Origin of the sequence: Microbacterium sp. 18062 (genome assembly GCF_902706225.1) — a bacterium.
GTDB lineage: Bacteria > Actinomycetota > Actinomycetes > Actinomycetales > Microbacteriaceae > Microbacterium.
Genome location: NZ_CACSKB010000024.1, coordinates 38,327 through 60,180 on the forward strand (window position 1 = coordinate 38,327; position 21,854 = coordinate 60,180).

At 70.5% G+C, this 21,854-nt stretch carries 22 protein-coding genes; 12 read left to right on the top strand and 10 right to left on the bottom strand.

Features of this window, described 5'->3' with window-relative positions:
- Positions 1-21: 21 nt before the first annotated feature.
- Together murJ and GVL03_RS10635 are read right to left on the bottom strand one after the other, a co-directional pair.
- Positions 22-1,623: a murein biosynthesis integral membrane protein MurJ gene (gene murJ, locus GVL03_RS10630; RefSeq protein WP_159500967.1), complete on the bottom strand. Its 1,602-nt coding sequence runs from the start codon at positions 1,621-1,623 to the stop codon at positions 22-24.
- Complete coding sequence (locus GVL03_RS10635; protein ID WP_159500968.1) at positions 1,620-3,914, bottom strand: DUF6049 family protein; 2,295 nt, start codon at positions 3,912-3,914, stop codon at positions 1,620-1,622. Before GVL03_RS10635 ends, murJ begins: the two co-directional genes overlap by 4 nt.
- A 155-nt stretch (positions 3,915-4,069) precedes the next feature.
- Between GVL03_RS10635 and GVL03_RS10640 the strand changes: the two genes are divergently transcribed.
- Together GVL03_RS10640 and GVL03_RS10645 are read left to right on the top strand one after the other, a co-directional pair.
- Positions 4,070-5,548, top strand: a complete 1,479-nt coding sequence (locus GVL03_RS10640; RefSeq protein ID WP_235038115.1) for a methyltransferase — start codon at positions 4,070-4,072, stop codon at positions 5,546-5,548.
- Positions 5,549-5,752: 204 nt separating this feature from the next.
- Positions 5,753-7,180 carry a CCA tRNA nucleotidyltransferase gene (locus GVL03_RS10645; protein WP_159500970.1) on the top strand — a complete coding sequence of 476 codons (1,428 nt, stop codon included), beginning with the start codon at positions 5,753-5,755 and terminating at the stop codon, positions 7,178-7,180.
- A 141-nt stretch (positions 7,181-7,321) separates the two neighbouring features.
- Here the strand turns inward: GVL03_RS10645 and GVL03_RS10650 are convergent, their stop codons facing one another.
- The gene (locus tag GVL03_RS10650) at positions 7,322-7,972 is read right to left on the bottom strand and encodes an FMN-dependent NADH-azoreductase (protein ID WP_159500971.1); all 651 of its coding nucleotides are present in this window, start codon (positions 7,970-7,972) and stop codon (positions 7,322-7,324) included.
- Positions 7,973-8,047: 75 nt separating this feature from the next.
- Here GVL03_RS10650 and GVL03_RS10655 point away from each other — a divergent pair, with 75 nt between their 5' ends.
- Complete coding sequence (locus GVL03_RS10655) at positions 8,048-8,383, top strand: helix-turn-helix domain-containing protein (RefSeq protein ID WP_159500972.1); 336 nt, start codon at positions 8,048-8,050, stop codon at positions 8,381-8,383.
- Positions 8,384-8,477: 94 nt separating this feature from the next.
- On the opposite strand, the gene GVL03_RS10660 is transcribed toward GVL03_RS10655, so the two are convergent.
- The 3 genes from GVL03_RS10660 to GVL03_RS10670 are packed head-to-tail and all read right to left on the bottom strand — an operon-like array spanning position 8,478 to position 10,044.
- The gene (locus GVL03_RS10660; RefSeq protein WP_159500973.1) at positions 8,478-8,615 is read right to left on the bottom strand and encodes a hypothetical protein; all 138 of its coding nucleotides are present in this window, start codon (positions 8,613-8,615) and stop codon (positions 8,478-8,480) included.
- Positions 8,612-9,691, bottom strand: coding sequence for a hypothetical protein (locus GVL03_RS10665; protein ID WP_159500974.1), 1,080 nt, complete (start codon positions 9,689-9,691; stop codon positions 8,612-8,614). Before GVL03_RS10665 ends, GVL03_RS10660 begins: the two co-directional genes overlap by 4 nt.
- Complete coding sequence (locus GVL03_RS10670) at positions 9,688-10,044, bottom strand: PadR family transcriptional regulator (protein ID WP_159500975.1); 357 nt, start codon at positions 10,042-10,044, stop codon at positions 9,688-9,690. Before GVL03_RS10670 ends, GVL03_RS10665 begins: the two co-directional genes overlap by 4 nt.
- A gap of 167 nt (positions 10,045-10,211) precedes the next feature.
- On the opposite strand from GVL03_RS10670, the gene GVL03_RS10675 reads away from it, so the two are divergent.
- From GVL03_RS10675 to GVL03_RS10685, 3 genes are all read left to right on the top strand, one after another.
- A complete protein-coding gene (locus GVL03_RS10675; protein ID WP_159500976.1) occupies positions 10,212-11,537 on the top strand; it encodes a GAF domain-containing protein in 1,326 nt (441 codons plus the stop codon).
- 168 nt (positions 11,538-11,705) lie between these two features.
- Positions 11,706-13,253, top strand: coding sequence for an aldehyde dehydrogenase family protein (locus GVL03_RS10680; protein WP_159500977.1), 1,548 nt, complete (start codon positions 11,706-11,708; stop codon positions 13,251-13,253).
- A 122-nt stretch (positions 13,254-13,375) separates the two neighbouring features.
- A complete protein-coding gene (locus GVL03_RS10685) occupies positions 13,376-13,771 on the top strand; it encodes a DUF779 domain-containing protein (protein WP_159500978.1) in 396 nt (131 codons plus the stop codon).
- A gap of 114 nt (positions 13,772-13,885) precedes the next feature.
- Here GVL03_RS10685 and GVL03_RS10690 read toward each other — a convergent pair whose 3' ends face one another.
- The 3 genes from GVL03_RS10690 to GVL03_RS10700 form a co-directional block, all read right to left on the bottom strand.
- Entirely contained in the window at positions 13,886-14,326 is a 441-nt protein-coding gene (locus tag GVL03_RS10690) for a hypothetical protein (RefSeq protein WP_159500979.1), read from the bottom strand.
- A gap of 134 nt (positions 14,327-14,460) precedes the next feature.
- Positions 14,461-15,603, bottom strand: a complete 1,143-nt coding sequence (locus tag GVL03_RS10695) for a hypothetical protein (protein WP_159500980.1) — start codon at positions 15,601-15,603, stop codon at positions 14,461-14,463.
- Positions 15,600-16,595 (bottom strand): hypothetical protein, encoded by a 996-nt coding sequence (locus GVL03_RS10700; protein ID WP_159500981.1) that lies wholly within the window; start codon positions 16,593-16,595, stop codon positions 15,600-15,602. The genes GVL03_RS10695 and GVL03_RS10700 overlap by 4 nt, the downstream gene beginning before the upstream one ends.
- Before the next feature lie 47 nt (positions 16,596-16,642).
- Here GVL03_RS10700 and GVL03_RS10705 point away from each other — a divergent pair, with 47 nt between their 5' ends.
- The 5 genes from GVL03_RS10705 (at position 16,643) to rplI (ending at position 18,924) form a co-directional block, all read left to right on the top strand.
- Complete coding sequence (locus GVL03_RS10705) at positions 16,643-17,080, top strand: cupin domain-containing protein (protein ID WP_159500982.1); 438 nt, start codon at positions 16,643-16,645, stop codon at positions 17,078-17,080.
- Between the two features lie 183 nt (positions 17,081-17,263).
- Positions 17,264-17,620, top strand: coding sequence for a 30S ribosomal protein S6 (rpsF, locus tag GVL03_RS10710; RefSeq protein WP_159500992.1), 357 nt, complete (start codon positions 17,264-17,266; stop codon positions 17,618-17,620).
- Positions 17,621-17,625: 5 nt separating this feature from the next.
- Positions 17,626-18,147 carry a single-stranded DNA-binding protein gene (locus GVL03_RS10715; protein ID WP_159500983.1) on the top strand — a complete coding sequence of 174 codons (522 nt, stop codon included), beginning with the start codon at positions 17,626-17,628 and terminating at the stop codon, positions 18,145-18,147.
- A gap of 59 nt (positions 18,148-18,206) precedes the next feature.
- Positions 18,207-18,461: a 30S ribosomal protein S18 gene (gene rpsR, locus GVL03_RS10720; RefSeq protein ID WP_137418536.1), complete on the top strand. Its 255-nt coding sequence runs from the start codon at positions 18,207-18,209 to the stop codon at positions 18,459-18,461.
- A gap of 10 nt (positions 18,462-18,471) precedes the next feature.
- Positions 18,472-18,924 carry a 50S ribosomal protein L9 gene (rplI, locus tag GVL03_RS10725; protein WP_159500984.1) on the top strand — a complete coding sequence of 151 codons (453 nt, stop codon included), beginning with the start codon at positions 18,472-18,474 and terminating at the stop codon, positions 18,922-18,924.
- A gap of 76 nt (positions 18,925-19,000) precedes the next feature.
- Here rplI and GVL03_RS10730 read toward each other — a convergent pair whose 3' ends face one another.
- A complete protein-coding gene (locus tag GVL03_RS10730) occupies positions 19,001-19,432 on the bottom strand; it encodes a hypothetical protein (RefSeq protein WP_159500985.1) in 432 nt (143 codons plus the stop codon).
- A 621-nt stretch (positions 19,433-20,053) separates the two neighbouring features.
- Between GVL03_RS10730 and dnaB the strand changes: the two genes are divergently transcribed.
- A complete protein-coding gene (gene dnaB, locus GVL03_RS10735; protein ID WP_159500986.1) occupies positions 20,054-21,418 on the top strand; it encodes a replicative DNA helicase in 1,365 nt (454 codons plus the stop codon).
- Positions 21,419-21,854: the final 436 nt, after the last annotated feature.

Genomic DNA, 21,854 nt, shown 5'->3' on the forward strand with positions numbered 1-21,854 from the left:
GAGAGAAGGGACGCCGATCGGTCAGCGGCGGGGGAGCACGCGGCGCAGCATCCCGAGGGCCGGTGCGAGCTCCGGGGTGCGCAGCAGCGCGAGCACGCCGAGATAGACGACGAGGCTCGCGAGTCCGACGATCCCGGTGCCGACGGCCCCGAGCAGCTTGTCGGAGACGGTCCACCCCTCGTCGCCGCCGAGCAGCTGGTAGACGAGCCATCCGGCCGCCCCCGCGGGGATAGCCGCACCCGCGTAGCGCAGGATGGCGCGCAGCCACGAGCCCGTGCCGATACCGCCGAGCCGCCGGTGCAGCAGCCACGTCGCGATGACGATCTGCACGATGATGGCGATCGACTGGCCGAGAGCCACGCCCGCGGCCAGCCAGGGGGTCGGCAGCGTCCACGACGCCACGAGCGCGGTGAGCACGACGACCGCGCCCTGCACGGTGGTGAAGACGAAGGGCGTGCGGGTGTCGTCGTAGGCGTAGAACGTGCGCTGCACGATGAACAGCACCGCCAGCGGCAGCAGGCTCACGAGGTAGCAGACGAGCACCGGCGCGGCGTCCACGGCGTCCTGCGGGGTGTTCACGAAGATGCGGGATGCGGGCACCGCCGCGACCGCCACCGCGACCGCGGCGATCACGATGAACAGGCTGATGATGCGGATGCTCCGCGCCACGTCCTGCCGCACCTCGTCGTCGCGTCCGGCCGAGGCGTGCTCACTGATCTGGGTGAAGTAGGGCGTGCCGATCGACAGGACGATGATCGAGTACGGCAGCATGAAGATCAGCCACGCGTTCTGCATCGCGGCGATGGAGGCCCCGGTGCCGGAGGCCTGCGTGGCGACCTGGGTCTGCACGATCCCCGCGATCTGCCCGACGACCACCATCGCGGCGGTCCAGCCGGCGAGGCGGCCCATGTTGCGGAAGCCGAGCCCGCGCCAGTGGAAGTCGGGTCGTAGCCGCAGGCCCGTGCGTCGCCAGAAGAACAGCAGGATGAGCGCCTGTACGGCGATGCCGAACGTCGCGGTGGCGCCCAGCGTCGTGATCGCGAGGGGCGTCCAGGCCTCGACATCCGTCAGATCGCCGCCGAACACCGCGATGATCGCGAGGAAGCCGGCAATCGACACGATGTTGTTGACGACCGGCGCCCAGGTGAACGGGCCGAAGATCCGGCGGGCGTTGAGGGTCTCGCCGAGCAGCGAGTAGAGGCCGTAGAAGAAGATCTGCGGCAGGCACCAGTAGGCGAATACGGTGGCCAGCGCATGCTGCGCGGGGCTGAAGTCTCGGGCATACAGAGAGATCAGCAGAGGCGCGCACAAGGTGACGATCGCCGTGACCGCCAGAAGCAGCGTGATCCCCGCTGTGAACAGCGCGGAGATGAATCGCTGCCCACCGTCGGAGCGCGCGCTCTCCCGCACGATCTGCGGCACGATCACCGCCGTGAGGATTCCGGCCGAGATGATCGCATAGACGTTGTTGGGCAGTTGATTGGCGAGAGCGAACGCATCCGCGGCGCGCGAGCCGACCGAACCCACGACACCGACCAGGACGACGGTCCGGAGCAGTCCCGTGACACGGGACACGATCGTGCCCGCTCCGAGCAGCACGCTCGCGCGGCCGAGACCGCTCACGGTCGGTCCTCCGGTCCCGGGGCGGTCGGGCCCTCGGCCCGCGTCGGCGCATCATCGCCGACCGAGTCAGCGACCGGGTCGCCGGCGAGCTCCGCATCCGGGTCGGACGGCGCGGCATCCGTGACCTCGTCGGCGCGGGACGCCGCATCCGTCTCGGCGTCGGCCGTCGGATCGTCGTGGTTCCCCCCATCCGTCTCGTCCCCGGCGCCGACGCGCCGGCGGCGGCGGACGGTGCGGACGACGCCGATCACGAAGAAGCCCGTGACGAGCACGATCATGAGGATGAGGCCGATGCCCTCCCAGTCGGCGCGGACGTTGACGTCGACGGTCTGATCCACGCCGATCGGCTCGAGGGTCGGGCTGCGCAGGCTCAGGTCGATCTGCACGTCGCCGTTGCCGATGCGGGCGCGCACGGGCACCTCGACGGGCGTGTTGGAGGAGGGGGCGGCACCGGTGACCACGGTCTCGCGATCGACCTCGAGTCGTAGATCGTCGGGAACGGCGTACAGCACGACGTTGACCGGATAGGGCAGCTCGTTATGGACCCAGAACCGCAGATTCGTGCCGGCGGTCAGGAGGTTCAGCGCGCTGGAGGGCAGGATCGTCACCGACGAGAGGGTCGTATCCGTCGCGCTCTGGTGGGCGGCGTAGGCGGCCAGCCACGCCGACGGGTCGTCTACCCAGGCAGCGCCGAGCAGCTGCAGGATGCCGGCGCGCTCCGGCCCGGTGAGCAGCGCGGGATCGTCGAGTACCGTGGCGAACCGGGCGATGCTGTCGGCACCGGCGTTCAGCACGCCGACGGCGCCCGTGCGGGTGGGATCGCTCGACACCGCGGCGAGGGTCGCGTCGGTGGCGGCCGCCGCCGACAGGTCGCCGAGACTCGCCGCGGCGACGCCCGGCACCGTCGTGGCGGCGGCGATGGCCGCGTGCAGCCCGAGCCGGGTGCGGTCGGCGCCCCGGTCCACGCTCACCAGGACCGGGGCGCCGCCGGCCTCGGCAGATGCGAGCGTGATCCCGGCGGATGCAGCGGCCAGATCGCCGGCCCGTGCCGCGCTGTCCGCGGCGATCGACGCGTCGTGGAGCGCCGCAGTGATCCGTGCGTCGCTCACGAGCACCGGAGCCCCGGTGACCGTTGCCCGTGCTGTCGACGTGCCGTCGGCATCCGATGCCAGCGTCGACGAGCTGACGAGCGTGAGGGCTCCCTCCGCGGTCGCGGACAGCGCGGAGACCACTTGCGGTCCCGCGATCCCCGAGGGAGGCCAGTAGACGATCGGGGCGTCCGGGTCGCCGATGTCGAGAAGGCTCTCGAGGTCCGGAAGCTCGGGCCCGGTGTCCGCGCCCTCGGCGTCTGCATCCTCGGCGTCCGCGGACCCCGAGGGTGTCGGGCTCGGCGTGGCATCCGGTTCGATGTTCGCCGCATCGATGTAGGCCGCGAGCGATGTCGGCTGGAGCGGCTCTGCCAGGCCTGCGTCGATCTGCGTGGCGACGTCCGCGTCGCCGAACTGCAGGGCGAAGCGGGAGTTGGGCAGCTGCAGCATCCGCGCGAGCCACTCCTGGGCGCTCTCCGGCGCGGCGGTTCCCAGAACCCGGATGGCGGCCGGCACGGCGGGATCGATCGCCAGGATCGCGGGGGTCCCCTCGACGGCGTCGAGGGCGGCGGTGAGCGAGCCGTCCGGTGCGGTCATCGTCTCCAGGCTGTCGCTCGTGAGCAGGCCGCGCTGGAGGGGGCCGGCCGTGATCGGCACGACGACGCCGATCGACCCGGCCGCCGAGCCGGGGACGACGACGACCGAGCGGGCCTCGAGCTCGCCGAGGGTGAGCCAGATCGGGTAGATCCCGGGGGCGCGGTTCTGCAGGGCCTCGTCCTCGGCCGCGACCTGGACGCCACCGCTCGTGGACTCGCCGGAGGCCGCGGCGTCGATGACCGTGGCGCCGATGGCGCGCCCGGCGTCGGCGCCACGCGAGCCGTCGAGCCACGCGGCGAGGTCATCGCGGCTGCCGAGGGAGCCGTCGGCGAGGTGGAGGGTCGCCTCGCCGCCCGCCACGCGTGCCGATGTGTCGTTCTGCAGCGAGAAGATCGTCGTCAGCGACTCGCCGGGCGTGAGCACGCCGTTGCCGAGCGCCCCGACGGTGAGGGTCGTCTCGCCCGACAGGGTGGGCGTCGGGCTCGGGGTCGCCGCACGGGCGGGAGCGGAGATCCCGAGAGCGATGAGGAGCACCGCCATCGCGGCGAGGATGCGGGAGCGTCGTCGCGTCGCGGTGATGCCCGCGTGGGCCGAGGTCGGGATCATGCGTCAGAAGGCTCCTGTGCGATGAACGACCGCACGGTCGAGTGCGATTCTACGGGGACGCACCCCTCGGATCCGGTGTGCGTGCGCGGTGCGTTGCCAGAAGCCGCGCCGCGTCGCCGGAAGCGGGGGCTGCGCGACGCGCTTGAATGGTCGGCATGGACGCGACTCTCGCCCGGCGGCTCGCCGGCGACCTCTCGATCTTCGGTCCGAGCGATGCCCGAGTGCGCGGACTGATCGGCGACCCTGCCGCCGATGCCGTGCTCCGCGGCGACGCCGCTCCCGCCCGCGCGGCGCTGCGGAGTGCACCGGACGATCCGGTGGCGGCGCTGGCCCGCCTGTTCGTGCTCGGCGACCGGATGCCGGTCGCCGCCGTCGCGGCGGCACTCCTGGCGATCGGGGTGGACGGCGCCGCGCTCCTCGGGGTGCTGCGTGCCGAGGGGGAGCACGTCGTGCCGCTCGTCGCCATCCGCCCCCACGCCTTCGACGACGGCGCCGCGGGCTGGATCGCGAGCGACCTCGACGAGCTCGCCGGCGTCTTCCCGTTGCGCTCCGATCACGTTCTGGGGGTCGGCGGTGCCGGGCGCACGCTCGCGGCGATGCTGCCGCCGGAGGGGGCGGGCCGCGCGCTCGACCTGGGCTGCGGCTGCGGCGTCATCGCCCTGCACTTGCGTCGGCACGGCTACGAGGTCGTCGCGACGGACGTCTCGGAGCGGGCGCTGTGGTTCACGCGGCTGAACGTCGTGCTCAACGACCTCGACGGGATCGAGGTGCGGCGGGGCAGCCTGTTCGATCCCGTGGCCGGCGAGCGGTTCGCCCTGATCGCCTCCAACCCGCCGTTCGTCGTCACGCCGCGAAGCGATGGCGTCCCGCAGTACGAGTACCGCGACGGCGGTGCGACCGGAGATGCGCTGATGGCGCAGGTGGTCAGCGGGATCGTGGATCACCTCGAGCCGGGCGGCTCCGCACGTCTGCTCGGCAACTGGGAGGACGGACCGGGCGGGACGGGGCTGGAGCGCGTGCGGGGATGGACCCGCGGACTCGGTGCGTGGGTGATCGAACGCGAGCACCTCGATCCGGTGCGATACGCCGAGCTCTGGGTGCGCGACGGCGGCACGCGGCCGGGCACCCGGGAGCACGACACGCTCGTCGAGGCCTGGCTCGACGACTTCGCCCGTCGCGGCGTGACCGGGATCGGTCTCGGCTGGGTCGTGCTCGCGGCGCAGACCGGCCTCGACCGGTTCGAGCGGGTGGCGCAGCAGGTCGACCCGGCGCATCTGGGCGCGCACCTCGCAACGGCGCTCGAGACCGTCGCGCACCTCGGCCGTCTCGACGACGGGGGGCTTGCCGCATCCGTCCTGCAGGTCGCCGGGGACGTCACCGAGGCGCGGCATCACGTGCCGGGCTCGGATTCGCCGAGCGTGATCGAGCTGCGCCAGGGCGGCGGTCTCGGTCGCACGATCGACGTCGACCCGGCGCTCGCCGCCCTCGTCGGCGCCTGCGACGGCGAGCTGACGGCGGGGGTGCTGATCGACGCGATCGCCGAGCTGCTCGAGGCGGATGCGGCGCGGCTGCGCGCGGAGCTGCTGCCCGCCGCCCGCGAGCTTCTGTTCACGGGGTTCCTCTCGTTCGCCTGATGCGGTGCCGGTCGGCATTCGCCTGTCGCGCGTCGCCGATGGGATGGCGCGTTCGCGACAGGCGAGCGATGCGGACGAACGCTCACCTGTCGCGATGTGCAGATCGCACCGACGAGACACGACAGGTGAGCCGGCTCACGACTCCCGCCGGTCCGGCGGGTTCCCGGCGAAAGGGTGGCCGAGGGGCCGGATAGGCTCGAAGGCATGCTCAACATGGCCGAGGGGATGGCGCGTCTGGGCGCGCTCGCCGAGTCCAGGGCGGTCGCGACGCTCGGTCGTGCCTTCGCCGACGCCGGCCACGAGCTCGCCATCGTCGGCGGCCCGGTGCGCGACGCGATCCTCGGGCGCGACACGCACGACCTCGACTTCACGACCGATGCGCGGCCCGACGACATCCTGCGGATCATCACTCCGATCTCGACCGTCCGGTGGGAGATCGGCCGCGCCTTCGGCACGATCGGCGCCCGCATCGCCGGCGAGCAGGTCGAGATCACGACCTACCGCGCCGACAGCTACGACGGCGTGACCCGCAAGCCCACGGTCGCGTTCGGCGATACCCTCGAGGACGACCTCGTCCGGCGCGACTTCACGGTCAACGCGATGGCGCTCCGCGTGCCCGCCCCCACCCTCGTCGACCCGAACGGCGGGGTGGAGGATCTGCTGGCGGGGGTGCTCCGCACCCCCGCCGATCCGCACGTCAGCTTCGGCGACGACCCGCTCCGGATGCTGCGCGCCGCACGTTTCAGCTCTCAGCTGTCGTTCGAGGTCGATCCCGGCACGGCCTCGGCCATCGAGCAGCTCCGCGAGACGATCCGCATCGTGAGCCCCGAGCGCATCCAGAGCGAGCTCGTGCGACTGCTGCAGACCGACGACCCGGTGCGGGGCATCCGCCTGCTCGTCGAGACCGGGCTGATGCACGAGTTCCTCCCGGAGATCCCGGCGCTCCGACTCGAGGTCGACGAGCACCACCACCACAAGGACGTCTACGAGCACTCGCTGACCGTGCTGCGGCAGGCCATCGAGCTCGAGGCGGTCCGGCAGCCGGATGCCGCGCCCGACATCGCGCTGCGCCTCGCGGCGCTCCTGCACGACATCGGCAAGCCCGCGACCCGCAAGCTCGAGCCGGGCGGCGGCGTGACCTTTCACCACCACGACGTCAAGGGCGCCCGGATGGCGCGCAGGCGCCTCAAGGAGCTGCGGTTCGACGCGGCCACGACAGACAGCGTGGCGCAGCTGATCGAGCTGCATCTGCGGTTCTTCGGCTACGCGGAAGGGGCGTGGACGGATGCGGCGGTGCGCCGCTACGTGCGCGACGCCGGGGCGGAGCTCGACCGGCTGCACATCCTGACCCGTGCCGACGTGACCACGCGCAACAAGCGCAAGGCGGCGCGGCTCGCGAACGCCTACGACGACATCGAGGCGCGGATCGTGAGCCTGCGCGAGCAGGAGGAGATCGACTCGATCCGGCCCGAGCTCGACGGGAACGAGATCCAGCGGATCCTCGGCATCGGACCCGGTCGCGAGGTGGGCGAGGCCTACCGGTTCCTGCTGGATCTGCGACTGGACGACGGGGTGCTCGGGTCCGAGGAGGCCGAACGGCGCCTGCGCGAGTGGTGGTCCGCGCGCGCCTGATCGGCCGCTGCCGCGCCCGCCGGGCCGCGGCGCACCCCGGGCATTCCGGCGCACGCCGCGCACGCCGTCGGAGCGGAGAGTGCGGTTCACCTGTCGCATCCGGTGGCCGAGACCGACGGGATGCGACAGGTGAACCGGGGGTCAGGCCCGGACGGCCGACTCCGCGATCGATCGTCCCGAGTGCCGCGCGAGCTCCTCGGCCTCGGCCTTCAGGTCCGCTGCCGCGTCGGTGAAGGCGTCCATCTCCGGGTTGATCCCGACGAGCGTGAACGGACGCTGCACGACGCGCAGGCCGAGACCCCAGACGTCGGAGAACACGCGGCGCAGCCAGTCGGTGGAGTGGTCCCAGCCCGCCTTGGGGGTGCCCTCCGCGTAGTTGCCGCCGAGGACCGTGACGAGCACGGCCGGCTTGCCCTGCAGCGCGGCGCCCTGAGGACCGGTGCGCGGATCGGTGTAGACCAGGTCGAACCAGGTCTTCACGTGCTGCGAGACGCCGTAGTTGTACAGCGGCACGGTCAGCAGCAGGGCGTCGGCGTCGATCAGCTCGTCGGCCAGACGCGTCGCGAGAGCGACGGCCTCGCGCTGTTCATCGGTGCGGTCCGCATCCGGGGTGAATCCGGCTGTGACGGCCGCGGCCCACGCGGTGGCGGGGATCGGCTCGGCGGCGAGATCGCGGCGCACGACGGACGAGTCGGGATGCTCGGCGAGCCACTCGGACTCGACGAGGTCGCCGAGCGCACGGCTGGCGGAGGTCGGAGGGAGGATGCTGGCGTCCAGGCGGAACAGGGTCATGAGGTTCCAATCAAACAAGAGTGACTATGTAAAACAGAGCGACTCTCCGAAAGGTAGCACAGCTACGATGGTTTCATGGCGTCTCCCGGGCATGACGGGCATCAGTGCGATGCGGCCGTCACCCGCGCCTTCTCGGTCCTCGGCAAGCGGTGGAACGGCATGATCGTCGCGGTGCTCGGGGACGGGCCGACCTCGTTCGTCGCCCTGCGACGCGCGGTCAGCGGCATCAGCGATGCCGTGCTCTCCGAGCGCCTCGCCGGACTCGTCGACATGGGCCTCATCGTCCGCGATGTCGACGCCGGGCCTCCCGTCTCGGTGCGATACCGGCTGACCGACGCCGGGGAGCGGCTCGTGCCGATTCTCGATCAGCTCGGCGCGTGGGCCGACGGCAACCTCGCCGCATCCGGCTGATGCGAGAGTCTCCGCTCGCGGTTCCTGAGCGAGGAGCGACGAGACGAAGGCCAGCGACCGGGGTGTCGCCAACCCGCGCAGCGCCCTGCCGAGCTTACCGGTCGGGGTCGACGGTCTCCGGCTGGGCGGCCAGCGCCTGCTGCACGAGATGGGTGAGGTCGACGCTCACGATACGGGCCCGGCTGTTCGCGAGGGGCGGGTCGATGCCCGCCGGGCGTGTCTCGTCGTTCACGGTGCCGCCTCGGGCTCGGTGACCGCGGCGGCACCGGGCGTCGGCACGGGCGTCGGGGTCGGGGTCGGCCCGGTCAGGAGTGCGACCGTGGGCGCCTGGACGAAGGGCGGCACCGGCTGCTCGGCGGAACCGGGCAACGGCTCGCCCCATCCGTCGTCCCACGAGCTCTCGAGCAGGGGGAACACGTTCCACGTCGGACGGGTGCCCGTGCCTGCCGACGGAGCGGTCACCGGCCCACCCCCGCCCGCGAAGTACAGGTCCCACTGCCAGGCCTGATCGATGCCCTCCGAGCCGACGGTCGTGACCGGACGGCCCTGATCGTCGAAGAGCTGCACCCCCGTGAGCGGGTTGCCCTCGGCATCGTAGGGGAAGAGGTTGCGCACCCGCGTGCCGTCGAGCACGAGACCGGGCTGGCTGTCGTCGACGTAGACCGTGCTGCTCTGCGAGACCAGCCGCGGGAAGACGGTCGGCGCGCTGATCAGCATGACCACGGCCACCACGGCCGTGACCGCGTTCACGATCGTGCGCAGTGCGCGGGTCCATCGCGCGGGCAGCCAGCGCCCCCGTCCCCACTGCACGCTGAGCAGGACCGCCGCGCCGAGACCGATCCAGCTGAGCGCCGTGCTGCCCAGGCCGCCGGTCGCCGCGAAGGGCGTGGCGCCGAGGACGATCACCGCCGGGGTCAGCACCGTCACGTACAGCGCGGCGCCCCGGACGATCCACCACACGGGACGCAACGACACGAGCAGGTCGAGCGCCCATGCGCCCGCGGAATGCGTTCGGATGCGACCGGCCAGCGCGGCGCGATACCCCTCCGCTCGTTCCCGCAACGGCACCCGCGGCCCTGGCCCGTCGACCCGTTCCGGGAGGCCGGCGGCCTGGCGCAGCTCCGCGGCGTAGGCCGCCGCATCCGGAAGGGCGAAGGCGTCGCCGCTGTCGGCGGCCTGGTCCGAGAGGTCCGCCTCGAGTCCGTCGAGCAGATCGTCGACGTCGTCGGCGGGCAGGTCGTCGAGATGCGTGCGCACGGCCGTGGCGAATGCGGCGATCGCGGCGGGCGTGGTGAGGATGGCGTTCATCGGCCTTCTCCGATCGTGCGCAGGGCGGGCTTTCTGTCGTCGTCGAGGAGGCGCGTCATCGCGGTCGAGAAGTCCGACCAGTCGCGACGCTGGGTCGCGAGGGTCTCGCGCCCCTGGGCGTTGATGGCGTAGTACTTGCGGTGCGGCCCGCCCTCGGACGGAACGACATAGCTCGACAGCGCCCCGGCGGTGTAGAGGCGCCGGAGCGTGCCGTAGACGGATGCGTCGCCGACCTCGCCGAGGCCTGCGTCCCGCAGCCGCCGGACGATGTCGTAGCCGTACGCGTCCTCGTGCTGCACGACGGCGAGCACCGCCGCATCCAGCACGCCTTTCAACAACTGGGTCGAGTCCATCGCGCCTCCCGTTCTCGCGCCGTTCCTATGTCTCGCACAGTACCACGCAGTGCACGGTAGTACGAGGAACGGATTACCGCGTGACCGCGCGTGTCGGAGGGACTCTGTTCTCCTGCGGGCGGCCGACCTACACTTGTCGCACCGCCGTCACCGCCGATCGGAGGGCCATGTCCTCGTTGTGGTCGCCACCGGGAGGGTCCACCGACGCCTCCCGTCTGATCATCGAGCGTGCCCATGAGGAGTTCCTCCGCGGCAACGCCGCCGACGCCCGCCTCGACAACGTGCGCTCGTTCGTGCGGGAGAGCTGGGGGCGATCGCTCGACCACCTCGTCGGTGTCGAGGGCCTTCCGCCGCTCGACCTGTCGGACGAGCAGCTGCAGGCGCAGCGACGGGACCATCCGCTCGCCGGGGTGATCGAGATGATCCGGCAGCTTCTGATCCCGGGAGACCCCGAGAGCTCGGGCGTCGCAGTGGCGATCGGCGATGCCGCGGGCCGACTGCTCTGGGTCGAGGGCGATCACCGTGTGCGCACGCTCACCGGTGCCATGGGGTTCGTGCCGGGCGCGAACTGGTCGGAGGACGCCGTCGGCACCGCGGCGCCGGGAACGGCGCTGGCCCTCGACCGGTCGGTGCAGATCCGCGGGGCGGAGCACTTCAACCGGCTCGTCCAGCCGTGGTCGTGCACCGCGGCTCCCGTGCACGATCCGCAGACCAGACGCGTGCTCGGGGTGATCGACGTCACCGGGGGCGAGCAGGTCGTCACCCCCCAGGCGCAGCTGCTGGTCGACGCGACCGCCCGTGCCGTCGAGGGCGAGCTGCTGCTCGCGCGGCTGCGAGCGCAGGAGAACGCGCCGGCGCGGACGGGCCGCACGCCCCGCAGGCGGCCCGCACCGAACGCGCGTGCCCTCCTCCGGGTGCTCGGCCGAGACCGCGCGCTGCTTGAGGTCGCGGGAGACGGACGGGAGACGGCGACGGAGCTCACCGCGCGGCATGCCGAGCTCATGCTCATCCTGAGCACGCATCGTCAGGGGCTCTCCGCAGAGCGTCTCGGCGAGCTGCTCTACGGCGATCCCGACGCGGCGGCGACGGTGCGCGCCGAGATCGTGCGGCTGCGGCGGGTGCTCGAGCGGGCGGCACCGTTCGTCGGGTTCGAGTCGCGGCCCTATCGGCTGACGGGCGAGCTCGAGACCGACGCCCACCAGGTGCTGTCGCTGCTCGATCGCGGGGCGCACCGGGTAGCGCTCGCGGCGTACCGCGGCCAGGTGCTGCCGGACTCCCCGGCGCCCGGCGTCGAAGAGGTGCGGGACTCGGTGCAGCGGGTGCTCCGCGAGGCGCTCCTGGCCGAGGCGAGCGTCGACGTGCTGCTCGCGTACGCGGAGACGGATGCGGGCGCCGACGACGTCGAGCTGCTGCGGCTGTGTCTCGGGATGCTGCCGCCCCGATCGCCGAAGCGCGCCGGGCTCGTGGCGCGGCTCGAGCGCCTCGGATCCTGACGCGCTCCCCGCTCGCCCCCGTCGGGCCGCCCCCGCCTCCACCCCGGCAGGGCGCGGTGCGGACGTGGGATGCGGGGAGCGCAACCGGATGCAACGTTGCGCGACATAGCGTGACCGCATCCGGGTGGCGCGGTTGTCGCCCACTCATGCACAGTCGAAGGAGACAACATGACCATTGTGGAAGAGGGCGTCTCGAGCGTCTATGCCGCTCCGGGCCAGCGTGGAGCCGTCGCCGATTTCCGGCCGCGCTACGGCCACTACATCGGCGGCGAGTTCGTCGAACCCATCAAGGGGCAGTACTTCGAGAACATCACCCCGGTCACCGGCAAACCCTTCACCGAGGTCGGCCGCGGCACCGTCGAGGACGTCGACCGTGCCGTCGACGTCGCCTGGAAGGCGTTCGAGTCGTGGAAGAGGACCACTCCCGCCGAGCGTGCCAACATCCTGAACAAGATCGCGGATCGCATCGAGGAGAACCTCGAGGCGATCGCGGTCGCCGAGACCTGGGACAACGGCAAGCCCGTCCGGGAGACGCTCGGCGCCGACATCCCCCTCGCCGTCGACCACTTCCGCTACTTCGCGGGAGTGCTGCGCGCGCAGGAGGGATCGCTCAGCCAGATCGACGAGGACACGGTCGCGTACCACTTCCACGAGCCGCTCGGCGTGGTGGGACAGATCATCCCGTGGAACTTCCCGATCCTCATGGCGACCTGGAAGCTGGCCCCGGCGCTCGCGGCGGGGAACACCGTCGTGCTCAAGCCCGCGGAGCAGACGCCCGCATCCATCCTGTTCCTGTTCGAGATCATCGGCGACCTGCTGCCGGCGGGCGTCGTGAACATCGTCAACGGGTTCGGCATCGAGGCGGGGGCTCCGCTCGCGCAGCACAAGCGCATCCGCAAGATCGCCTTCACCGGCGAGACCACGACCGGGCGCCTCATCATGCAGTACGCCTCGCAGAACCTCATCCCGGTGACGCTCGAGCTCGGCGGCAAGAGCGCGAACATCTTCTTCGAGGATGTCGCGCGCGACCGGGACGCCTACTACGACAAGGCGCTCGAGGGCTTCTCGTTCTTCGCCCTCAACCAGGGCGAGGTGTGCACCTGCCCCTCGCGCGCGCTGCTGCAGCGCTCGATCTATGACGAGTTCCTCGGCGACGGGCTCGAGCGCGTCGGCCGCATCCGGCAGGGCAATCCGCTCGACCCCGAGACGCAGATCGGAGCGCAGGCCTCGAACGACCAGCTCGAGAAGATCCTGTCGTACATCGAGATCGGCAAGGCGGAGGGCGCGAAGCTGCTTGCCGGCGGCGAGCGGGTGGATCTCGGCGGTGATCTCAGCGGCGGGTACTACGTCGCGCCGACGGTGTTCGAGGGCCAGAACCACTACCGGATCTTCCAGGAGGAGATCTTCGGTCCGGTCGTGTCGGTCACGGCGTTCTCGGACTTCGACGACGCCATCCACATCGCCAACGACACCCTCTACGGGCTCGGCGCGGGCGTGTGGAGCCGCTCGGGCGACACCGCCTATCGCGCGGGACGCCGGATCGAGGCGGGCCGGGTGTGGACGAACACCTACCACCAGTACCCGGCGCACGCGGCGTTCGGCGGGTACAAGCAGTCCGGCATCGGCCGCGAGAACCACCTGAAGATGCTCGACCACTACCAGCAGACGAAGAACCTGCTGGTCTCCTACGCCGAGAACGCCCAGGGCTTCTTCTGATCCGAAGTTCCGCGGCATCCGCATATCCGCCCTCCGTGTCTCACTTGTTCAGGTGTTCTGGGCTCAGATCCTGAACAAGCGAGACGCGGAGCTCGGGTCATCGAGTGACGAGGAGGTCACGGATGGTGAGCATCGGCACCCACCAGCGCGTCGCGGTCACCGAGGCCGCGGGCGAGCTGCTCCGCGCCCTGACGGCGCAGTACGGCCCGCTCATGTTCCATCAGTCGGGCGGATGCTGCGACGGCTCCGCACCCATGTGCTACCCGGTCGGCATGTTCCTCACCGGCCCGAGCGACGTGAAGCTCGGCGACCTCGAGGTGCGCGGGCTCGATCCGATCGAGGTCTTCATCTCGTCGGCGCAGTTCGAGTACTGGAAGTACACGCACCTCACGATCGACGTCGTCCCGGGCCGCGGCGCCGGCTTCAGCGTGGAGGGTCCGACCGGCAACCGGTTCATCATCCGGTCCCGGATGCTGAACGACGCCGAGTTGGAGTACTTCGGGCTGGGCGGCGGATAGGGTCGAAGCATCCATTCGACTCGGAGGGGCACGGATGCCGGACCGTCAGGTTCCGCGCCCCTCGTCTCGGAGCTGTGCTTCTCGCTCAGAGGCCGAAGGGCGGGGAGCTCTGCGTCAGGAGCAGAGGTCGTTGAGCTCCTGTCCGGCCTCCTGCAGCTTGGTGCCGCTCTCGCCGAGGGTCGTGGAGATCTCCTCCAGCTTGTCGGTGTCGGTGCCCGCGGCGGCGAGCTCATCGATGGAGTCGCCGATGACCGTGATCTCCTCGGAGACGGTCGTGAGGACGGCGCTCACGTCCGCGTTCGAGATCTCGCTGATCGCCTCGTCGAGGCTCGCCGAGAGAGTGGCCATGGTGTCGGATGCGGCGGAGTAGTCCCCGCTGCCGAGGCCGCTGAGCGACTCGTTCAGCTCGGTCTGGACGGAGGCCATCTTCTCGTTCGCGATGTCGCACGCCTCGGCGACCGTCTGCGAGTCCCCGCCGCCGGATGCGCCGCCGGAGCAGCCTGCGAGGGCGAGGAGGGCGATGGCGGACAGGGCGAGGGGGGCGAGCTTGCGCATGGTGGATCCTTCGGGTGCTGTGAGCGGGGCGCGGAGCACGCCCCGCTCCACGCTAGGCGGGCCGGCTCTCCGGCGCCCTCGACATGAGAGTGTTCTCATCGCGCTCGCCCGCGTGACGGGCCCATACGCGGAGATCAGCGGAACAGGAGCAGACCGAACACTCCGGACTGCATCGCCAACCAGATCAGCATGAACACGCCGACGACCACGATCGTCACCCAGGGGACCTTCCGCTTCAGCCGCCGGCCGCCCGGCGCAACCCCCGGCGGAGGACGCAGCGCGCCGGCGGGCGGAGCGAAGGGGATGGCGACGCTCGCGGCATCCAGCGCACCTGGAACGGCCTCGCCGGGCCCGCCCAGGGCGACCGTCTCCGTCAGCCGGTCGTCGCGCCACCGCGCCCACTGCGCGAGCTTGTCGAGCAGCGCGCCCACGACCGAGAAGAGCCAGGCCCACGTCGCCGGGTCGAGGGTGGAGAAGTCGCGCTTGGCGTACAGGAAGAGCCAGTCGTCGACGATCTCGACGTCGAGCGCGGCCGCATTGTCGATGAACCGGGCCATGATGTCGGGCGTGAACAGGTACAGCGCGTCGCGTTCGTAGCCTCGCGGGCACGACAGCGTGAAGTACCGGTCGAAGTCGCCCTCGAGGCTCAGCCGCTGGTCGGCGTCGAAGCTCGCCGGCAGGTTGGACGCCCCGAACAGCCCGTTGTTCCCGAGGGCGTCGAGCACGATATGCGGCAGCGGAACGTCGAGCTTGATCGCCACGTAACCCCACCGGTGGGTCGTCTGGTTCTTGCCCGAGCCGGTCGTGTACCTGTAGTTCGCGAACTCGACGAAGCGCGGGAGGTCGCCACGGACGGCGTCTTTCGACACTCGGCTCGAGCCGCGGTGGAAGATCATCCCGGGAAGGCCGGGGTCGGCGATCTTGCCGACATAGGTCATGCCGTTCGCCTGGGCGAACATCGCCAGGCGGTAGGCGCGCTCCCCGAAGCCCGTGAAGGCGCGGATCCCGAAGAACACGCCGATGGCGACGACGGCGACGAAGACGAGCAGAGGGATCAGGGCGAACAGCGACACACCCCGGGTGCCCACGCTCGCGAGGAGCGAGAAGAGCACCCCGAAGATGACGGGGACCAGCATCCCTGCGACGACGACGATGGCGATCACCCCTGCGACGACCGGGCCGGCGCCCGGCCCCGGCTGGGAGCGCGAGAACGCACGCACGGCCGCGCGATCGACCGGCATGGTCAGGGGTCTCGGGTCGAAGGATGCGGTGCTCATCGGTTGACCACGTCGGCGTCCCACTGGAGCGAGGCATCGGCCTCGATCGGCAGCGCCTCCACGCCGGGCTCGGCGCAGAGCGCCGCGACCAGGTCGGCGGAGCCGGCGACGATCGTGGAGTCCCAGTCCACCTCCGACACCAGCACCCAGGCGCGGTCGGCGGGCCAGATGAGGCTCGGCGAATGCGCGGAGGGCGGGAAGCCGTGCTCCTCGGCCTCGCGGTCGCGCCAGGGCACCCGTTCGACCCACCCGGGCGTCGCGAACTCGGCGATCCCGCCGCGGAACACGACGTACTCTCGGCCGGGGAGCACCATCCGCCCGCCCGCCGAGATCTCGTCGGAGAGGATCCCAGGCTGCCAGCGGGGCTTGCGGAAGGCGTCGTTCAGCGGATCGCGGATGCTGCGGGCGAGCAGTTCCCCGTGGCGGTCGGGGTCGGGAGCGTCGTCGGCGGCGGTGAGGGTGAGGAATGTGCGGGACGGCGTGACGCCCAGGTGTCCCACGAGATCGCCCCAGCCCTCCCAGAGGGCGACGAGGCCGTCGTCCGGGGTCGTGGTGTGCGCGGCCAGGGCCCTCGTGAGCGCCGACAGCGCATCGGAGTCGAGCTCTCCCGTCACCGGGGCGCCGTACCGCCAGCCGGCGGCATCCCGAGGGCCGTCCTCGTTCTCGACGACGACGCCCGGCGCGACCAGCCGGTGCCACTGCGCGCCGGGGTGGAAGGTCGTGCCGAGCGCGTCCGCCGTCGCCGCCCAGCCGACCTGCTCGACGTCGATCTCGGGGGCGTCCCGCTGGAAGGCGTCCCATTCGCGGCGGTGGGCCCCGTAGGGGAGCGGCGGCCAGGGGCGCCCGACCGGGCGGTCGCGGGTCGCCGGGTGGAAGAGGCGCGCGTAAGCGGGGAAGCCGCGCGGCACCGCGTCGTGCATCGTGCCCCGCCACGGCTCGTCGAGGCGCTCACGCAGCCACGCACCGGTCTGCACGTCGTCGGTCCACTCCATGCCGCCACGCTACCCGGGGTCGGACGGCGCGCCCCTAGGCTGTGCACATGCAGCGCCCCGAGAACCGGCCGAGCACCGCCGAACGCCTGGATCTCGGGCCGCATCCGGAAGGCGGATGGTTCCGCCGCACCTGGGCGGGCGGGCATCCGGTCGACACCGCCGCGGGGACTCGTCCGGCGGCGACGTGCATCCACTATCTGCTCGTCCCCGGCGAGAGCAGTGCCTGGCACGTCGTGACGAGCGACGAGATCTGGCTCTGGCACGGGCCCGGGGTGCTGGAGTTGTCGTTCGGGGGCAGCGGCGATCGCCCCGGCGAGGTGCGGACGGTGTTGCTCGGCCCCGATCTCGCCGCAGGTCAGCGTCCGCAGTGGGTCGTGCCGGCGGGCGTCTGGCAGGCCGCGCGCCTCGCGGGCGACGACGAGGTGCTGGTCAGCTGCGTCGTGTCGCCCGGGTTCAGCTTCGACGACTGGCGCCTCGCGGAGTGAGCTGCGGCTGTGCGGATGCAGGCACGCAGCGCATCGGCTAGACTGTGCAGGTTGTCTGGCCGCGGCTCTGCCCGCATCAGCCCGGAGAACGTGCATTACACCCTCCTGCTGCCGGGAAGTGCCCGGTAGCCGTTCTAGTCCGAAGGAGGTGGGTTAGTGACGCACTCGCACCAGTACGAGCTCATGGTCATCCTCGACCCCGAGATCGACGAACGCCAGGTCTCCCCGAACCTCGACAAGTTCCTGAAGGTCATCACGAATGATGGTGGCTCGATCGACGGTGTCGACGTCTGGGGCCGTCGCCGGTTCGCTTACGAGATCCAGAAGAAGACCGAGGGCATCTACGCCGTCGTCAACTTCACCGCCACGAGCGAGGCCACACAGGAGCTCGACCGTCAGCTGAAGCTCAGCGAGCTGATTCTGCGCACGAAGGTCCTTCGCGCAGAAGAGGCCATCGCTCAGGTCGCCGCCGAGGCCAAGCGCTCGGAGGAGAAGGCCGCACGCAAGGCCGCTGCTCCCGCGAAGGCTGCAAAGGCGTAAGGCTCATGGCCGGCGAAACTGTCATCACCGTCGTGGGAAACCTCACGGCCGACCCCGAACTGCGGTACACGCAGAACGGGCTGCCCGTCGCGAACTTCACGATCGCGTCGACGCCCCGCAACTTCGACCGTGCGTCGGGTGAGTGGAAGGACGGCGAGGCGCTGTTCCTGCGGGCCAGTGTCTGGCGCGAGTTCGCCGAGCACGTGGCGGGCTCGCTGACGAAGGGCAGCCGCGTCATCGCGAGCGGCCGCCTGAAGCAGCGCTCCTACCAGGACCGCGAGGGCAACAACCGCACCTCCATCGAGCTCGAGGTCGACGAGATCGGCCCGAGCCTGCGCTACGCCACCGCTCAGGTGACGCGCGCAGCCGGTGGCGGCGGCGGGGGCGGGGGACAGGCCCGCGCCCAGGTCGCCGAGGAGCCGTGGGCCACCCCCGGCTCGGCGGGCGGCAACAGCAACGCGAACAGCGGCGGCGGAGCCGACGCCTGGGGCGCTCCCGGCACCTACGGCGACGACACCCCCTTCTGATCTCTCGATTCCGGATGCGGGCCCTGTCCCGCATCCGACACAACCTCTAAGGAACCAACATGGCTGGAAAGTCGAGCGGCGACCGCCGCAAGCCGCGGAAGGGCGCGAAGAACGCCGCTCCCGCGAAGGCGATCCGTGTGGGCGTCATTGACTACAAGGACGTCGCCACGCTGCGCAAGTTCATCTCGGAGCGTGGCAAGATCCGCGCCCGTCGTATCACCGGTGTTTCCGTGCAGGAGCAGCGTCTGATCGCCCGTGCGATCAAGAACGCGCGCGAGATGGCCCTCCTGCCCTACGCCGGCGCTGGCCGCTAAGGAGCATCCGATGGCAAAGCTGATTCTCACGAACGAGGTCACCGGGCTCGGTAGCGCCGGTGACGTGGTCGAGGTCAAGAACGGGTACGCCCGCAACTACCTCATCCCCCAGGGTTTCGCAGTGGCATGGAGCCGCGGTGGCGAGAAGCAGGTCGCTTCGATCCGCGCCGCGCGTGACGCCCGTGCGATCCACCTCCACGAGGACGCCGTGGCGCTGAAGAACGCGCTCGAGTCCACCAAGGTCAAGCTGACCGTCAAGGCGGGTGCCGAGGGGCGTCTGTTCGGCTCGGTCAAGACCGGCGACGTCGCGGACGCGGTCAAGAACGCCGGCATCGGCGAGATCGACAAGCGCAAGGTGCAGATCACCTCGCCGATCAAGTCGGTCGGAGACCACGAGGCGACGGTTCGTCTGCGCGACGACGTCACCGCCGTGATCGCCCTCCAGGTGATCGCCGCGAAGTAAGCAGATCGCCCCTCGGGGCACGCCGGATGGCGCGGAGTCGGTTCGGCTCCGCGCCATCCGTGTCTGGCACGGGTCGTCAGTCGCGCACCGTCGCCTGCGTGAGGCGACGGACACCGATCAGCAGCACACCTGCTGCGAGCAGCAGGCCGGCGACGAGACCGAGTGCTCCCGCATCCGTCCCGCCGGTCTCGGCGAGGACGCCGCCGTCGGCGGCTGCCGTGACCGTGGCGATGATGCGCGAGGTGGTCGGGATCGTCGTTCCGGCACCGTCGTCATCCGGCGTGCCGGGGGTAACCGGCGTTCCGGGGTCGGTCGGGTCGGTCGGCGTGCCCGGATCCGTCGGCACCGTCGGCGTCGTCGGGATGGTCGTGGAACCGTCCGTCGTGCTGTCGCCGCTCACCGAGACGGCATTGCCTCCGATCGTGACGGGCGCCTCGACCGGGGCGCCGATCTGGGTGCCGCCGAGGATGCTGTCCTTGCCCGACCGTGGGAAATATACGCCGCTCACGCCGCCCGCGCTACGGGGGTGGGCCGGGGATGAGAGGACTCTCATGCGCGCCGATCGGGGGCGCCTCGGAGTCTTCCCGTGGACCGGAGAGGGAGAGATCCTGCCGCGGCGCAGGCCTCGAGGGCGCCGCCGGCGGGCACCCGGTCCCGCGGTACGACGCGGCGTTCCGCGCGGTGGCGGGGCAACGGGTTCCCACAGGCCACCTGTGCACAACTCTGGCTATCCCGCAACCTTAAAGACGTACTTCAACCACATTCGTATCACTCGGCATGTGGAAACATGAATCCCAGTTCAGAGTATGAATAGTGTCGATAAATTGCTCGGCTGTCTGCACTTGTCCACAGGTGTTGTGCACAGGTGCCACGGCGTTTCACGCAATCTCTCCACACAGTTATCCACAGGCCGGTTTGCGTCGGGGGGAGGGCGTCCATAGCGTGGGGTGAACCCCGGTGAAACCCGCGCGGAACGGGACGACGGAGTCAACCGGAGTCAGTGTCCATGGTCCGTGATTCGATCATCACGCCGACACTCACGAACCGGACGTCCACGTCGATCGTGCGGGGTCGCACACGCTTCGAGAACGATGCCGCCTTCGGGCGGAGAAGGAGAGGGCGGACACTCGTGTCCATCGCCGACATCTCACAGGAGCGCTTGGGCGGAGCCCGCGAACACGAACGCACCCCGCCGCACGACGTGCTCGCCGAGCAGAGCACTCTGGGTGGAATGCTCCTGTCGAAAGATGCGGTCGCCGACGTCATCGAGAGCATCCGTGGCTCGGACTTCTACATCCCAAAGCACGAGCTGATCTTCGAGGCGATCCTCACCCTCTACTCGCACGGCGAGCCGACCGACGTCATCGCCGTCACCGACGAGCTCATCAAGACCGGCGACCTGCAGCGGGCCGGCGGCGCCGACTACCTGCACACGCTCACCTCGATCGTCCCGACCGCGGCGAATGCCGGGTACTACGCGTCGATCGTGTCGGAGCGGGCGCTGCTGCGTCGCCTCGTCGAGGCGGGCACGCGCATCGTGCAGATGGGCTACGCCGGTCAGGGCGAGGCGACCGAGCTGGTCAACTCGGCCCAGGCCGAGATCTACTCGGTGACCGGGGCCGAGACCGCCGAGGACTACGTCCCGCTCACGATCGCCGTCGACGCCGCGGTCGAGGAGATCGAGGCCGCTCGCGGCCGCGACGGATCGATGACCGGCATCCCCACCGGCTTCGCTCAGCTCGACGAGCTCACGAACGGTCTCCACGGCGGTCAGATGATCGTCGTGGCGGCGCGTCCCGCGATGGGAAAGTCGACGCTCGCCCTCGACTTCGCCCGAGCGGCCGCGATCAAGCACGACATGCCGACGATCTTCTTCTCCCTCGAGATGGGGCGCAGCGAGATCGCGATGCGTCTGATGAGCGCCGAGGGCGCCATCCCGCTGCAGAACATGCGCAAGGGAACCCTCGACCAGCGCGACTGGACGACCGTCGCCGCCACGCGCGGACGCATCAACGACGCGCCGCTCTACATCGACGACAGCCCCAACATGACGCTCGTCGAGATCCGCGCGAAGTGCCGTCGGCTGAAGCAGCGCGTCGGGCTCAAGATGGTCATCATCGACTACCTGCAGCTCATGACGAGCGGCAAGAAGGTCGAATCGCGTCAGCAGGAGGTCAGCGAGTTCTCGCGTGCTCTGAAGCTGCTCGCGAAGGAGCTGCAGGTTCCGGTCATCGCGCTCTCGCAGCTGAACCGTGGATCCGAGCAGCGCCAGGACAAGCGCCCGCAGGTGAGCGACCTGCGCGAGTCCGGCTCCATCGAGCAGGATGCCGACATGGTCATGCTGCTGCACCGCGACTCGGTCTACGACAAGGACACCCGTCCCGGCGAGGCCGACCTCATCATCGCCAAGCACCGCAACGGTCCGACGGCGACGCTCGAGATCGCCTTCCAGGGCCACTTCTCGCGCTTCACCGACATGGCCGCGGGGATGTAGCGGTCGGTGTAGGTTCCACGCGAATGTGTCGGATTCCAGGATGAGATGTCGGCTACTTGTCGGACTCGACATTTGCGGGGGATTTGGCCAGCCGGCTGGGAGGGTGGCCCAGTTGGGGAAGGGGCGGGTGTCATCCGTCCTGCGTAGCGTTGGGTTGGTTCGTCAGTGCAGGGGCTACCTGCACTCTGGAGTTTGGTATCTGGGGAGAGGTGTTCCGCGTGGCTGAGACAGCGGTCGGATGGTTGAAGGATTTGACGGGGCTTTACATGCCAACGTCGACGTAGTTCGACGCAGTGCGGGGGCACCGAGGGTCAAGTCCTTTGAGGTGGTGTACGGATCGGTCTCGTGATTCTTCGTGGGGTTACGCGGTGAGGGCTCGGTAGTCGGGTTCGGGGACCTCCTCTGGGTTGGGTTCTGGTTCGCCGACGCGGCGGGC